Consider the following 13463-nt stretch of genomic DNA (forward strand, 5'->3'; position numbering starts at 1 on the left):
CGAGTGGAGATGGAGAGATTCGAACTCTTGACCCCCTGCTTGCAAGGCAGGTGCTCTCCCAACTGAGCTACACCCCCACGGATGCGGGTCTTCCCTTTTTTCAAGGCAATCCCTATATTCTATTTAATGGACATTTGTCCAGTGGGCTTAAGTGGACTCGAACCACCGACCTCACGCTTATCAGGCGTGCGCTCTAACCGGCTGAGCTATAAGCCCGGTTGTGATCCGGCAGCCACCTGCTCTCCCATGCCGTCTCCAGCATAGTACCATCGGCCGCTTAAGTCTTAACCATCGTGTTCGGGATGGGTACGGGTGTTTCCCCTAAGCGCATCGCCACCGGAAATGTATACCTTGTTTTAAAGACTCAATAATACACAACCCTTACTNTCGGCCGCTCAGGTCTTAACCATCGTGTTCGGGATGGGTACGGGTGTTTCCCCCGAGCGCATCAGCACCAGAAATGCAGTTTTCTTAACAAGTCTCCCTGTTGAACACTAAACAGTATATAAAACCCTTACTTCATTCTTTCCTTAGAAAGGAGGTGATCCAGCCGCACCTTCCGATACGGCTACCTTGTTACGACTTCACCCCAGTTACCTGCCCCGCCTTCGGCAGCTCTCTCCTTGCGGTTGAGTCACTGACTTCGGGCGTTGCTGACTCCCATGGTGTGACGGGCGGTGTGTACAAGACCCGGGAACGTATTCACCGCGGCATTCTGATCCGCGATTACTAGCGATTCCAGCTTCGTGTAGTCGGGTTGCAGACTACAGTCCGAACTGGGACGTTATTTTTGAGATTCGCTCCCCCTCGCAGGCTCGCTTCTCTTTGTTTACGCCATTGTAGCACGTGTGTAGCCCAAATCATAAGGGGCATGATGATTTGACGTCATCCCCACCTTCCTCCAGGTTATCCCTGGCAGTCTCCCTAGAGTGCCCATCTTACTGCTGGCTACTAAGGATAAGGGTTGCGCTCGTTGCGGGACTTAACCCAACATCTCACGACACGAGCTGACGACAACCATGCACCACCTGTCTCCCCTGTCCCGAAGGAAAGGACACATTACTGTCCGGTCAGGGGGATGTCAAGACTTGGTAAGGTTCTTCGCGTTGCTTCGAATTAAACCACATGCTCCACCGCTTGTGCGGGTCCCCGTCAATTCCTTTGAGTTTCATTCTTGCGAACGTACTCCCCAGGTGGAATGCTTATTGCGTTTGCGGCGGCACCGAAGGGCTTTGCCCTCCAACACCTAGCATTCATCGTTTACGGCGTGGACTACCAGGGTATCTAATCCTGTTTGCTCCCCACGCTTTCGAGCCTCAACGTCAGTTACTGTCCAGTAAGCCGCCTTCGCCACTGGTGTTCCTCCTAATATCTACGCATTTCACCGCTACACTAGGAATTCCACTTACCTCTCCAGCACTCTAGCAGAACAGTTTCCAAAGCAGTCCCGGGGTTGAGCCCCGGGCTTTCACTTCAGACTTGCTCCGCCGTCTACGCTCCCTTTACACCCAGTAAATCCGGATAACGCTTGCCCCCTACGTATTACCGCGGCTGCTGGCACGTAGTTAGCCGGGGCTTCTTAGTCAGGTACCGTCATTTTCTTCCCTGCTGATAGAGCTTTACATACCGAGATACTTCTTCACTCACGCGGCGTCGCTGCATCAGGGTTTCCCCCATTGTGCAATATTCCCCACTGCTGCCTCCCGTAGGAGTTTGGGCCGTGTCTCAGTCCCAATGTGGCCGGTCACCCTCTCAGGTCGGCTACTGATCGTCGCCTTGGTAAGCCGTTACCTTACCAACTAGCTAATCAGACGCGGGTCCATCTCATACCACCGGAGTTTTTCACACTGCTCCATGCGAAGCTGTGTGCTTATGCGGTATTAGCAGCCATTTCTAACTGTTATCCCCCTGTATGAGGCAGGTTACCCACGCGTTACTCACCCGTCCGCCGCTCAGTCAGTTTTAATTCCATCCGAAAACTTCCTTAAAACCGCTTCGCTCGACTTGCATGTGTTAGGCACGCCGCCAGCGTTCATCCTGAGCCAGGATCAAACTCTCATGTTTAAAGTTGATTCTTATTCAAGATTACTTAGCTTGGCTAATGTTATCTTTTACTTGGTTTTTGTTCTGATTTTTCTCAAATCCTAAGGTCTAAACCAAACCTTTTGAATTGTTAGAATTTTCAGGGTTTGTGTATTATTCAGTCTTTAATTCTCAAGGTACTTGCAACTTGCGTTGCCAACGCAGAAGGAGGGATTTGAACCCTCGCGCCGCTACTAACGACCTACTCCCTTTCCAGGGGAGCCCCTTCAACCACTTGGGTACTTCTGCTTGGTTGATCTTTTAATCTTTATTCTGTTCAAGACAAATCTCAATGTTTGTCCCAAGCGGAGAGAGTGGGATTCGAACCCACGCGCCCTTTCGGACAAACGGTTTTCAAGACCGCCTCGTTATGACCACTTCGATATCTCTCCAAACGTGCTTTTCTATTTTACAAGGTTAAAAGCATTTTGTCAAGAGTTTTTTTGATTTTTTTCAAAAGTTTATTTTCTCTTGTGTGTTGCATCTGCCGTATCAGCGACAGCTCAGTTATAATACCACGCCATTCGACAGATGTCAACACTTTTTTTACAATTATTTTTCATTTTTTATATTGAGTCAAAATAGCCTCTGCAACAGCCAGGTCTTCCGGGGTTGTAATCTTAATATTGGTATAGCTGCCTTCAGTCATATGCACCTTAACACCCATCTGGTTTTCCACTATCATACTGTCATCCGTAACACGTCTGCAGTCCTGGGACAGCTGCCGCTGAAATGCCTCCATAATAAGGGGAACCGAAAAAACCTGAGGTGTCTGCGCCTGCCAGATTCTGCTGCGATCCGGAGTATCCAGAATCACACCATTTTCATCCGTCTGCTTAATGGTATCCTTAACCGGCATTCCCACTACACAGGCATCCCATTTTTCTGTATCCTTATATACTCTCTCAATTATATCCTCCGTAATAAAAGGCCTGGCCCCGTCATGAATGAAAACATAACCGTCTCCGGCCGAAGCCCCAGCTTCATTCCGCGAATTTTTCCCGCAAAGAAGACAGAGAGCCTTCCATACGCTTTCATAGCGTTCCTTTCCTCCCGGAGCAACTGCTGTTACCTTGGTAATCCCATATGGATGAACCAATTTTTCCCAGCAATATTCAATATGGTCTTTATCAGTAATAAGAATAATCTCATCTATAACAGGAGATGCCTGAAAGGCTTCTAACGAATAGACCACAACAGGCTTATCTCCCAATGTCAGATACTGCTTCGCCAGTGCAGTTCCCATTCGGCTGCCTCTTCCTGCCGCCAGTACAACTGCTGTACAGAATTTTTTCATCTATCTCTCCCCCAGTTTCAAATTGGGTACGGCATTAAGATCCCAGCCAGATCTGTTTCCTCGAATATATTCATAATAAGCAGCCGCACCGATCATAGCCGCATTATCTGTACAAAAAACAGGAGATGGATGATAAAATGCAATTTCATTCTCTTCACAGGCCTTTTTCATTGCTGCGCGAAGTGCTGTATTTGATGCCACTCCTCCTGCAATAGCAAGTTTGCTGTATCCGTATTCCTTTGCCGCATGAATAGCACGGCTTACCAGGGAATCCACTACCGAATTCTGGAAAGATGCCACAAGATCCGGTACACAAATCTCTTCACCCGTCATTTTTGCATGATTGATGTGATTCAAAACGGCCGACTTTAAACCACTGAAGCTAAAATCATAGGGTGAATCTGCCACTTTACCCCTTGGGAATTCAATAGCATGGGGATTTCCTTCTTTTGCTGCCTTATCAATCTTTGGACCACCAGGATACCCCAGTCCCACTGCACGGGCCACTTTATCAAAAGCTTCCCCAGCAGCATCATCTCTGGTATGGCCAATAATTTCAAATTCCCCATAATCCTTTACAACTACAAGATGGGTATGTCCTCCTGACACAATCAGACAGATAAATGGTGGTTCCAGATCTTTATTTTCAATAAAATTGGCTGATACATGGCCTTCAATATGGTGAACACCTATAAGTGGCTTTCGGGCTGCATAAGCAATAGCTTTAGCCTCTGCCACTCCTACCAAAAGAGCCCCCACCAGACCTGGACCATATGTCACTCCAATTGCTGTAATATCATCCAGTGTTGTTTCTGCCTCTGCCAATGCCCGCTCTATCACATAATTAATTGCCTTAATATGTTCTCTGGAGGCAATCTCCGGCACCACACCCCCATATACCGTATGGGTTGCTATCTGAGAGGAAATCACATTGGACAGCACTGTACGCCCGTTTTTTACCACGGAAGCTGCCGTTTCATCGCAGGAACTCTCAATTGCAAGTATCAGTACATCTTCTGTATGATTCACGTTCATTTTTCACTCCTCATCAAATTCCAGTTCCATGGTCCACCCGTCTCTTGCAGCCTTAGCCCGCGGAAAAATCTTGCGGACCTCGTCCATATAATCATCCGGACGGGTAAGAGACGGGCTGTAATGGGTCAGCCAGAGCTGTCCCGGTTTCGCCTCTTTCGCCAGAGCAGCTGCCTCATAAAAGGTCATGTGCTTATATTCTCTGGCTTTGGAAGCCTTTTCCTTTTCTCCGTACATGCCCTCACAGATAAAGAGATCTGAACCGGCGGCGTACTCTGCAATCACAGGAACAGGGCGCGTATCCGTACAGTACGTTACCTTGAGTCCCCTGCGGTCGGGCCCCAGAACCATATCCGGTGTAAACAGGCGACCTTCGCACTCAATCTCTTCGCCCTTCTGAAGACGGTTCCAGAATTTCTGTGGGATCTGCTGCTCCTTTGCACGTTCTACATCAAAACGGCCTTTTCTGGGAATGCGAATCGTATACCCATAGCAGAGAACATTGTGGTTAACCTTATATGCATCAATGATATAAGGGCCGGCTGTAAGCTGCTGCCTGTTTTCTGTCAGTTCAATCATCCGAAGCTCAAAAGGAAGCTCTGGAGCTATCATACGCAGTGCATTTACTACTCTTTCCAGTCCTCTGGGGCCAATCAGGGTCAGAGGCTCTGTACGCTCTGCGTTACCCATAGTTAAAAGCAGACCCGGAAGACCACTGATATGATCCGCATGGTAATGTGTAAAGCAGATAGTATCAATGGGTTTAGGGCTCCAGCCCTTTTCTTTTAACGCAACCTGTGTTCCCTCTCCGCAGTCAATAAGAAGATTACTGCCGCCGCATCTGGCCATCATGGATGTAAGCCATCGATAGGGCAGGGGCATCATCCCCCCCGTTCCCAGCAAACATATATCAAGCATATTATTTTCCTCATTTTCTATGTCAAGTCGCACCGTTTCGGAACATTTTCACCGTTCCGCAAAACCGGCTTTTTCAAATCATAACACAGATGCGGCCCAATAATCAAGAGCCCTGAGAAAAACACCCGTCCGGCTTCCTTTTACAGATATTCTATCTGTTCCTCTATGGAAACAGGAATCCGAAACCTATTTATCATCTGGTCATAACATTCCTCACACAGATCAAAATGATGAACCTGCCCGTCCTTTTCGGAAAAATAATCCCACACATGGTCTATGGATATGGCTCCCTCTCGTATAATCCCTTGGCTCACTGCCAGTTTCTTCCCGCAGCCGTTACAGATCAGTGTCTCTAACTGTCCATTCTTATTGTACTTTTTCATCAATATACCTCGCCTTTCTCTTTCATGATCCTCGCTTCCTTCTTCCGGCCATAATACGCAAAACGGAGAGGAATGTTCGATTCCTCTCCATTATATACACAGGATTCTGTAATTTTAAGTGGGAATTGCTGTATATTTTCCTCCGCAATTCCAAAAGACCAGTCACAAACTGCGGTTCCACATGATCACTGCATCTTCCTCCGGCTCCTGGTAATACTTTTTGCGGACTGCCTCCTGACAGAAACCGTATTCTTCGTAAAGACGCATGGCTCCTACATTACTTTCTCTGACCTCCAGGGAAACAGAGGATGCGCCCTCTTCCCTTGCGGCTGCTAACATGGCTTCCATCAGTTTCCTGCCGACTCCCTGCCTGCGGTATTCTGAAAACACCGCAATCCTCTGCAGTTCTCCCTCATCTGCCAGGACACGCAGAACGCAGTAGCCCGCGATTTCATTTTCACAGGTACATACAAAATATGTATCCAGAGGACTGTTTAAGCCCTCTGCAAGCAGCTTTTCAGACCAGGGCTGAGAAAAACTGCTCTGCTCCAGTGCCGCTGCCCGTAAAAGGTCTCCGGCTTCCATCCGGCGTACCCTCAAATTCTGATTCATAACGACTCCTTTGCCAGCAGAAATGATATTTTTAATAATCTCCCGGAAGCTTTCCGGCAGCGCCCTCTGGCGACAGTTCAGCCTCCCTCTGGCGTTCTGCCTGTGATTTTCTCAGATAATCGGGATTGAATTCTCCGGCAGACACTAAAAACGCACTATGGTATCCGCAGCCGTCGCCCTCTTCCTTCAGAGCAAGGCTTCCAAGCGCTGCCACACTGGCTGCCCTCTGGCGGTTCATCTGGGCCGGAGCAAATTCAAAGGGAACCTTTACCATTTCCTGTATCATTTCCCTATAGGCCGGAACTCCGTCTCCCAGAAAAATCACACGTTCTCCCCTGCGGTTTAATTCTTCTGCCAGATCTCCCATATCCATAGGCTGCTGTTCCAGCTGAATATGAATCCCCTGTTCCATCTGATACAGACCCGTATAGACCTGACGGCGTCTGGCATCCATAATCGGGCAGATCAGGCCAGAGGCTCCCCACATATTATATGCCAGAGCATCGACGGTAGGAACATGGATCAGAGGCTTTTTTAATGCCAGTCCAAGGCCCTTGGCAGTGGCCGCACCAATTCTTAAGCCTGTAAATGAACCCGGCCCTCCTGCCACAGCAATGGCGTCAACGGTATTAAGATCCAGCTCCAGAAGCTTTGCCAGCTCATCCAGCATGGGAAGCAGAGTCTGAGAATGGGTCTTTTTAAAGTTGGCCGTATATTCTCCTGTAAGAATATCATCCGTCACAAGAGCCACGCTGGCTACCAGAGATGAACTTTCGATTCCTAACACTCTCATTCTTTCTCCTCCACACGGATTCGTCTGTAGTCGAATCCTTTTTCCATATCCTTTTCTATGGTCACTTCCGTCACATGTTCCGGCAGGATTTCCCGGATCAGCTCCGACCACTCGATCAATGTCACTCCCTGACCGTAAAAGCAGTCTTCATAGCCGATCTCATCCATTTCGCTGATATCACCGATCCGATATACGTCAAAATGATACAGCGGCAGACGCCCATCCTCATACTGCTGCACAATGGTAAATGTAGGGCTGTTTACAGGCTCTGTGATGCCAAGACCGGCTGCAAACCCCTGAGTAAACACAGTTTTTCCCACACCCAGGTCACCGTTTAAGCAAATCACCTGCCCTGCCTGGGCCTGCTCTCCCATTTTCACGCCAAGATCATAGGTTTCCTTTGGATCAAATGTTTCAATTACCATCCTTTACCCCTTTCATGGTGAGAGAAATCCGTTTTTTCTCCAGATCCACTGCCAGAATCTTTACATCAACCACATCTCCTACGCTCACTGCGTCCATAGGGTGACGGATGTAGCGGTCTGTCATCTGTGAAATGTGCACCAACCCATCCTGATGGACACCGATATCCACAAAGGCTCCAAAATCAATTACATTGCGTACTGTTCCCTTTAATACCATGCCGGCTTTTAAATCCTTCATTTCCAGAATATCGCTGCGCAGAACCGGCCTTGGCATCTCATCTCTGGGATCTCTGGCCGGTTTTTCCAGCTCGCCCGCAATGTCTCTGAGCGTGATTTCTCCAACTCCCACTTCCTCTGCCATTTTCTTATAGTCACGGATTTTTCGGCTGATACCGGGAATTCCTCCACGCGCCAGTTCCTCTTCCCTGTATCCAAGGCTCTGTAAAATGGCCTTAGCTGCGCCATAGCTTTCCGGATGGACACTGGTACCGTCTAAGGGTTCCGCTCCTCCTGTAATACGCATAAATCCTGCGCACTGTTCAAAAGCCTTAGGCCCCAGCTTGGCTACCTTTAAAAGCTGCTTTCTGCTCTTAAATGCGCCGTTTTCCTCACGGTACGCCACAATGTTTTTTGCCAGCGTCTTATTGATGCCTGAAACGTATTCCAAAAGGGAGGCAGATGCGGTATTTATGTCCACACCTACCCTGTTTACACAGTCTTCTACCACACCTTCTAAGGCAGCTCCCAGCTTTTTCTGATTCATATCATGCTGATACTGGCCTACGCCAATGGATTTGGGATCGATCTTTACCAGTTCCGCCAGAGGATCCTGCAGGCGGCGGGCAATGGACACTGCACTTCTCTGGCCCACATCAAATGCCGGAAATTCCTCTGTGGCAAGTTTGCTCGCAGAATATACGGAGGCTCCGGCCTCATTTACGATCACATACTTCACCGGCTCCTTGATTTCCTTTAACAGTTCCACTATTACCTGCTCCGATTCTCTGGAAGCTGTACCATTTCCTACCGATATCAGGGAAATGTTGTATTTGTGGATCATTTCCTTTAAAATCTTCTTTGATTCCTCTACCTTATTCTGAGGCGCTGTGGGATAGATTACAATGGTATCCAGCACCTTTCCCGTGCTGTCTACAACTGCCAGCTTGCAGCCTGTACGGAAGGCAGGATCCCAGCCTAAAACCACACGGCCTGTAATGGGAGGCTGCATCAGAAGCTGCTCTAAATTCTTTCCAAAAACACGGATTGCTCCGTCCTCTGCCTTTTCTGTGATCTCACTGCGGATTTCACGCTCTATGGAAGGCCCTGTCAGACGGTCATAGCTGTCCTTCACCACCGCCTTTAACACCGGAGTAGTATATGGATTATTCTTTACGATCACCTGCTTTTCCAGATATCCCATGATCTGATCCACAGGAGGAATCACCTTTACTGTAAGGATTTTTTCGCTTTCTCCCCGGTTTAACGCCAGAATTCTATGGCCCGCAGCCTTTTTTACAGGCTCCTCATAATTATAATAGGTCTCATAAACGGACTTTACCTTCTCATCCTTTGCACTGGACTGAAGAAGTCCCTTATTCATCGTTATATTACGGATCCAGGTGCGGTACCCCGGATGATCGGAAATCCGCTCCGCCAGAATATCCATGGCACCCTGAATGGCAGCTTCCGGCGATTCCACTCCCTTTTCCTCTGAAACATAGGAAGCCGCTGTCTCTTCAAGAGGTTCCTTCGCCTCCTGTAAAAAAATCAGGTCTGCCAACGGCTCCAGCCCCTTCTCACGGGCAATCATCGCTCTTGTGCGACGCTTTGGCTTATAGGGGCGGTATAAATCCTCCACTGCTACCAGGGTAGCTGCACTGCGGATCTGCTGCTCCAGTCCAGGCGTCATCTTTCCCTGATCTGTAATCGTGGCGATTACCTGGTTTTTGCGGTCTTCCAGTCCCCGCAGATATCTTAAACGTTCATCCAGAGCACGCAGGATCTCATCATTTAAGGAACCTGTGGCCTCCTTGCGGTATCTGGCAATAAACGGAATGGTATTTCCTTCATCGATCAGCTTTACGGCAGCCTCTGCCTGATGGCGGCCGATCTGTAATTCTTCGGCCAGTGTTTTTATAATATCCATTAATTTTCCTCGCTGTCTTTATTCTCTCAGTAACTGTTTTATTATAATTCATCCTGCCTTCTTATGCAAGACTCACCAGGATGTGACACTGGACAGGATGAATTTTTCATGTTAGAATAAGCCATGTTGACTATCACTATCTCAAAGAAAGGCTATTGCATTTAATATCATGAACAATATCTATAAAAAACAAAAGAATGCACCTGCTCCCTCGGAGAAATTTGCCGTATGCTCTCTGATCTGCGGTATCATCGGCGTTGTCTTAAGCCTGTTTTATCTGCCTGTTTCTCTTTTAATCGGCGGTAATTATCCTGCAGGCCTGATCTGCGGCGCAGGCGGCATTGTCCTGGCCCTTATGGCCCGGAATGCAGATCCCAGCCCCCGCAAAACCCTTCCGCCCAAGGCCATTGCCGGAATCCTTTTAAGCGGTTTTGCTATTATGCTGACCTTTTTCTTTTTCTCTCAGCTGATCCAGTTTTATGATCTGCTGCGCGATCCGGTGAAGGGTCCACAGATCAATCAGTTCCTCTACCAGTTCCAGCAGCGCCTTATGGAACAGCTCCAACAGGCACAGCCTCCGGTACACTGATTTTTAAAAATGTTTAAAAAAACTTCTGCCGTTTTCACATTGGCAGAAGTTTTTATTATCTGTATTCAACTCTACATCATAGCCCGGATGGTCTGTTTGATTCCAAAATCCGAGTGTGCCTCTGCAAGCGCATCATAGGCCGCTACAGCCTGTCGGAACGCGCCCTCCTCCATCTCCGGGGTGAGAACGGCAAATTCATCCATTCCGTAAAGCTCGATGACCTCCGTATGGCCGAAAATACGCCTGATATCCTGTTCCTTATTGCGGAAGGAACCTGCCAAACGAACAAAGTAACGAAAACGCATATTCTCCATTGGCTCTATGGTCTGCTTTTCATTTCCCCATCCCATAGGAACATTTTTCTTCAGGTTCTGAGCAGCCTCAATGATATCTGCAATCACTGCGCTGGCTGTAGGGAGCTTTCCCGCTCCGCTGCCGTAAAACATAGACACGCCAAGCATATTTCCGCGGACCATAATACCGTTAAATACGTCTCTTACTCCATATAGAGGATGACTGCTGTTTATCATTACCGGAGCCACATAGGCACTTACCTTTCCGTCTCTGATGCGGCTGGTGCCGAACAGCTTTATGGAAACGCCCATTTTCTCCGCATATTTAAAATCAACATCTGTGATCTTTGTAATTCCTTCTGTGTAGATATCCTGATAATCCACCTCTTTGCCTGCAGCCATGGCTGTAAGAATGGCAATCTTGCGGCAGGTGTCATAGCCTTCTACGTCCGCCTCCGGATTGCGCTCCGCATATCCCAGATTTTGAGCCTCTCTTAAAGCATTTTCAAAAGTATCTCCCTCTTTATCCATCTTTGTAAGAATATAGTTGGTCGTACCGTTTAAAATGCCCGTAATCTCCTCAATGCGTTCTCCCATCAGACAATGATACAGAGGACGGATAATAGGGATTCCGCCTCCCACGCTGGCCTCAAAAAAGAAATTTACCTTCTTTTTTCGCGCAATGGCAAGAAGTTCTGTGCCGTGAGCAGCTACCAGAGCCTTATTGGAAGTAACAACATGCTTTCCTGCCATCAGGCAGGCCTTTACAAACGGATACGCCGGATTTAGACCTCCCATGGTTTCCACCACGATCTGAATCTCCGGATCCTCTTCAATGAGCTTAAACTCATGGATCACCTTATCTGCGATGGGGCTGTCGGGAAACTCCCGCAGATCCAGCACATACTTCAGCTCTATCTCCTGCCCTGCCTGTGCAGCGATCACATCCCGATTTTCTGCCAGAATCTCCGTCACACCGGAGCCAATAGTTCCATATCCCATTACTGCTGTCTTAATCATAATCCTCTGCTCCCTGCCTTTTTATACTTCTCCCTGAAAATACAGGCCTATTCTCTTGCCAATATTTTTACATAATGGATTCCATTTAGATTTTCAAGCTCCTCGATCATACCGGAAACATTTCCCGTATTCTCGCGGATCTCTACACTAAGCGTCAGCGTAGCCACTCCATTTACAGGAATACTCTGATGGATTGTCAGAATATTGGCCCGGTAAACAGCAACTACATGAAGAAGGTCGCTTAAAAGCCCCTGTTCATCATCCATCTGTACCACCAGAGTGATGGTCTTTCCCTTCGTATTATCATAAAAAGGAAAAATATCATCCTTGTACTTGTAGAAGGAGCTGCGGCTGATCCCCACCTTGTCTGTGGCCTCCTGAACTGTAATCGCGCGTTCGCTTTCAAGGAGCTTCTTCGCCTCCACCACCTTTAAAAGTACCTCAGGAACAGCTTTCTGCTTCACCACAAAATACTTGCTTTTGTCTTCCATGTACTCTTGTCTTCCTTCCTTTTTTGTGTCCGCATCAGATGTACATATGTACCCACGTGGAAGATGGTATCATATTTTCCATAGAAATGCAACTGTTTTTCTCCGGAATTTAAATGAAGTCAGAAAAAAGCCGGACTATTGCCCGGCTTTTCCAGTATTATTCTCTGTTTTTAATCTTCTGTGCGTGAATTCCGATCTGGACATCCCAGACTCATCCAGCGCAGGTAAGCACTGATAAAGGGATCCAGTCCACCGTCCAGCACGGCGTCTACGTTGCCCGTTTCCTCTCCGGTGCGCAGATCCTTTACCATGGTATAAGGCTGGAGCACATAGGAACGGATCTGGCTTCCCCAACCGTTGTCCTTTACGTCTCCGCGGATACCTGCAGCCTTAGCTGCCTGCTCCTCCTGGCGCAGCATATACAGCTTTGCCTTTAACATCTGCATAGCCTTATCCTTATTCTGGAACTGGGAACGCTCATTCTGACAGGTTACCACAATTCCGGTGGGATAATGAGTAATACGGATAGCTGAAGATGTTTTATTGATATGCTGTCCGCCGGCACCGCTGGAACGGTAGGTATCGATACGGATATCATCGGGATTGATCTCAATATCAATATCTTCTTTGATATCCGGCATCACATCACAGGATACAAAGGATGTCTGGCGTTTTCCCGCCGCATTGAAGGGAGAAATGCGCACTAGGCGGTGGACTCCGTGCTCGGAACGCAGATAACCGTAGGCATTGTCTCCGCTGATCTGGATGGTAACAGACTTAATGCCCGCCTCATCGCCGTCCAGATAATCCAGAACTTCTAACTTAAATCCCTTTTTCTCTGCCCAGCGGCAGTACATACGGTACAGCATACTGCACCAGTCACAAGACTCTGTGCCTCCGGCTCCCGCATTCAGACGCAGGATCGCGTCATAGCTGTCATACTCGCCAGAAAGAAGGAGCTTCATCCGCATTTTTTCCAGAGTTTCTGTAAAATGATCCAGCATCTCCTGGATATCCGGGATCACAGAAGGGTCATTTTCCTCATACCCCATCTGGATCATAACCTGAATATCCTCATACTCCTGCTCCAGCTCGCGGAAGGTTCCCACCTCATCCTTTAAATTCTTTGCTTCTCTCACCAGTCTGGTGGAACGGTCGGGATCATCCCAGAACCCCGGCTCCTCCATCGACCGGTCTAATTCGTTGATTCGTCTGACCTTGTTATCCAGGTCAAAGTGAATCCCTCACTTCCACTAATGGTTTGTCATACGTTGATAACGTATATTTGAAATTATCTAACTCAACCACAGCTTCACCCGCTTTCTTTTTATATTTTAATGGCAACTATTCAGTTCTCCCATCGGAGGAATAGTTACTTTTGA

The 13463-nt window shown here is 48.0% G+C and carries 12 protein-coding genes, 4 tRNA genes and 2 rRNA genes; 1 reads left to right on the top strand and 17 read right to left on the bottom strand.

Annotated elements, in window-relative coordinates; genetic code table 11:
* Positions 1–4 precede the first annotated feature (4 nt).
* The 14 genes from BN3656_RS15260 to BN3656_RS15325 all read right to left on the bottom strand — a co-directional run bounded on the left by BN3656_RS15260 (position 5) and on the right by BN3656_RS15325 (position 9688).
* Positions 5–77 (bottom strand) — tRNA-Ala (locus BN3656_RS15260).
* Positions 78–142: 65 nt separating this feature from the next.
* Positions 143–216: transfer RNA gene (locus BN3656_RS15265), tRNA-Ile, on the bottom strand.
* A 7-nt stretch (positions 217–223) separates the two neighbouring features.
* A 5S ribosomal RNA gene (rrf, locus tag BN3656_RS15270) occupies positions 224–341 on the bottom strand.
* A gap of 193 nt (positions 342–534) precedes the next feature.
* Positions 535–2064: ribosomal RNA gene (locus BN3656_RS15275) — 16S ribosomal RNA — on the bottom strand.
* A 178-nt stretch (positions 2065–2242) separates the two neighbouring features.
* Positions 2243–2331 (bottom strand) — tRNA-Ser (locus BN3656_RS15280).
* 57 nt (positions 2332–2388) lie between these two features.
* Positions 2389–2474: transfer RNA gene (locus BN3656_RS15285), tRNA-Ser, on the bottom strand.
* 167 nt (positions 2475–2641) lie between these two features.
* Entirely contained in the window at positions 2642–3379 is a 738-nt protein-coding gene (gene ispD / locus BN3656_RS15290; RefSeq protein ID WP_066549953.1) for a 2-C-methyl-D-erythritol 4-phosphate cytidylyltransferase, read from the bottom strand.
* Positions 3380–4414, bottom strand: a complete 1035-nt coding sequence (gene tsaD / locus BN3656_RS15295; RefSeq protein ID WP_066549955.1) for a tRNA (adenosine(37)-N6)-threonylcarbamoyltransferase complex transferase subunit TsaD — start codon at positions 4412–4414, stop codon at positions 3380–3382.
* Positions 4415–4417: 3 nt separating this feature from the next.
* Positions 4418–5329 carry a ribonuclease Z gene (locus BN3656_RS15300; RefSeq protein WP_066549958.1) on the bottom strand — a complete coding sequence of 304 codons (912 nt, stop codon included), beginning with the start codon at positions 5327–5329 and terminating at the stop codon, positions 4418–4420.
* 140 nt (positions 5330–5469) lie between these two features.
* The gene (locus BN3656_RS15305) at positions 5470–5712 is read right to left on the bottom strand and encodes a hypothetical protein (RefSeq protein ID WP_066549962.1); all 243 of its coding nucleotides are present in this window, start codon (positions 5710–5712) and stop codon (positions 5470–5472) included.
* 162 nt (positions 5713–5874) lie between these two features.
* Positions 5875–6324, bottom strand: coding sequence for a ribosomal protein S18-alanine N-acetyltransferase (gene rimI / locus BN3656_RS15310; RefSeq protein WP_066549965.1), 450 nt, complete (start codon positions 6322–6324; stop codon positions 5875–5877).
* Positions 6325–6355: 31 nt separating this feature from the next.
* Positions 6356–7117 (bottom strand): tRNA (adenosine(37)-N6)-threonylcarbamoyltransferase complex dimerization subunit type 1 TsaB, encoded by a 762-nt coding sequence (gene tsaB / locus BN3656_RS15315; RefSeq protein ID WP_066549968.1) that lies wholly within the window; start codon positions 7115–7117, stop codon positions 6356–6358.
* Positions 7114–7542, bottom strand: coding sequence for a tRNA (adenosine(37)-N6)-threonylcarbamoyltransferase complex ATPase subunit type 1 TsaE (gene tsaE / locus BN3656_RS15320; protein ID WP_066549970.1), 429 nt, complete (start codon positions 7540–7542; stop codon positions 7114–7116). Before tsaE ends, tsaB begins: the two co-directional genes overlap by 4 nt.
* Positions 7532–9688 carry a Tex family protein gene (locus BN3656_RS15325; RefSeq protein WP_066549973.1) on the bottom strand — a complete coding sequence of 719 codons (2157 nt, stop codon included), beginning with the start codon at positions 9686–9688 and terminating at the stop codon, positions 7532–7534. The genes tsaE and BN3656_RS15325 overlap by 11 nt, the downstream gene beginning before the upstream one ends.
* Before the next feature lie 169 nt (positions 9689–9857).
* Here BN3656_RS15325 and BN3656_RS15330 point away from each other — a divergent pair, with 169 nt between their 5' ends.
* Positions 9858–10277, top strand: coding sequence for a hypothetical protein (locus BN3656_RS15330; RefSeq protein ID WP_066549977.1), 420 nt, complete (start codon positions 9858–9860; stop codon positions 10275–10277).
* 71 nt (positions 10278–10348) lie between these two features.
* On the opposite strand, the gene BN3656_RS15335 is transcribed toward BN3656_RS15330, so the two are convergent.
* The 3 genes from BN3656_RS15335 to prfB form a co-directional block, all read right to left on the bottom strand.
* Positions 10349–11590, bottom strand: coding sequence for a homoserine dehydrogenase (locus BN3656_RS15335; RefSeq protein ID WP_066549985.1), 1242 nt, complete (start codon positions 11588–11590; stop codon positions 10349–10351).
* Between the two features lie 47 nt (positions 11591–11637).
* Positions 11638–12081 (bottom strand): ACT domain-containing protein, encoded by a 444-nt coding sequence (locus tag BN3656_RS15340; RefSeq protein ID WP_066549988.1) that lies wholly within the window; start codon positions 12079–12081, stop codon positions 11638–11640.
* 170 nt (positions 12082–12251) lie between these two features.
* A protein-coding gene (gene prfB / locus BN3656_RS15345) for a peptide chain release factor 2 (protein WP_096807437.1) occupies positions 12252–13389 on the bottom strand; the annotation gives its coding sequence in 2 pieces (ribosomal slippage) (positions 12252–13313 and positions 13315–13389; 1137 coding nt in all).
* Positions 13390–13463 lie beyond the last annotated feature (74 nt).

The organism is Clostridium sp. AT4, from assembly GCF_001517625.2.
Lineage (GTDB): Bacteria > Bacillota > Clostridia > Lachnospirales > Lachnospiraceae > Enterocloster.

What these genes read in the sequence shown, in the direction of transcription:
- ispD (WP_066549953.1), bottom strand. Translation starts at nt 3,379, where the DNA reads ATGAAAAAATTCTGTACAGCAGTTGTACTGGCGGCAGGAAGAGGCAGC.
- tsaD (WP_066549955.1), bottom strand. Translation starts at nt 4,414, where the DNA reads ATGAACGTGAATCATACAGAAGATGTACTGATACTTGCAATTGAGAGT.
- BN3656_RS15300 (WP_066549958.1), bottom strand. Translation starts at nt 5,329, where the DNA reads ATGCTTGATATATGTTTGCTGGGAACGGGGGGGATGATGCCCCTGCCC.
- BN3656_RS15305 (WP_066549962.1), bottom strand. Translation starts at nt 5,712, where the DNA reads ATGAAAAAGTACAATAAGAATGGACAGTTAGAGACACTGATCTGTAAC.
- rimI (WP_066549965.1), bottom strand. Translation starts at nt 6,324, where the DNA reads ATGAATCAGAATTTGAGGGTACGCCGGATGGAAGCCGGAGACCTTTTA.
- tsaB (WP_066549968.1), bottom strand. Translation starts at nt 7,117, where the DNA reads ATGAGAGTGTTAGGAATCGAAAGTTCATCTCTGGTAGCCAGCGTGGCT.
- tsaE (WP_066549970.1), bottom strand. Translation starts at nt 7,542, where the DNA reads ATGGTAATTGAAACATTTGATCCAAAGGAAACCTATGATCTTGGCGTG.
- BN3656_RS15325 (WP_066549973.1), bottom strand. Translation starts at nt 9,688, where the DNA reads ATGGATATTATAAAAACACTGGCCGAAGAATTACAGATCGGCCGCCAT.
- BN3656_RS15330 (WP_066549977.1), top strand. Translation starts at nt 9,858, where the DNA reads ATGAACAATATCTATAAAAAACAAAAGAATGCACCTGCTCCCTCGGAG.
- BN3656_RS15335 (WP_066549985.1), bottom strand. Translation starts at nt 11,590, where the DNA reads ATGATTAAGACAGCAGTAATGGGATATGGAACTATTGGCTCCGGTGTG.
- BN3656_RS15340 (WP_066549988.1), bottom strand. Translation starts at nt 12,081, where the DNA reads ATGGAAGACAAAAGCAAGTATTTTGTGGTGAAGCAGAAAGCTGTTCCT.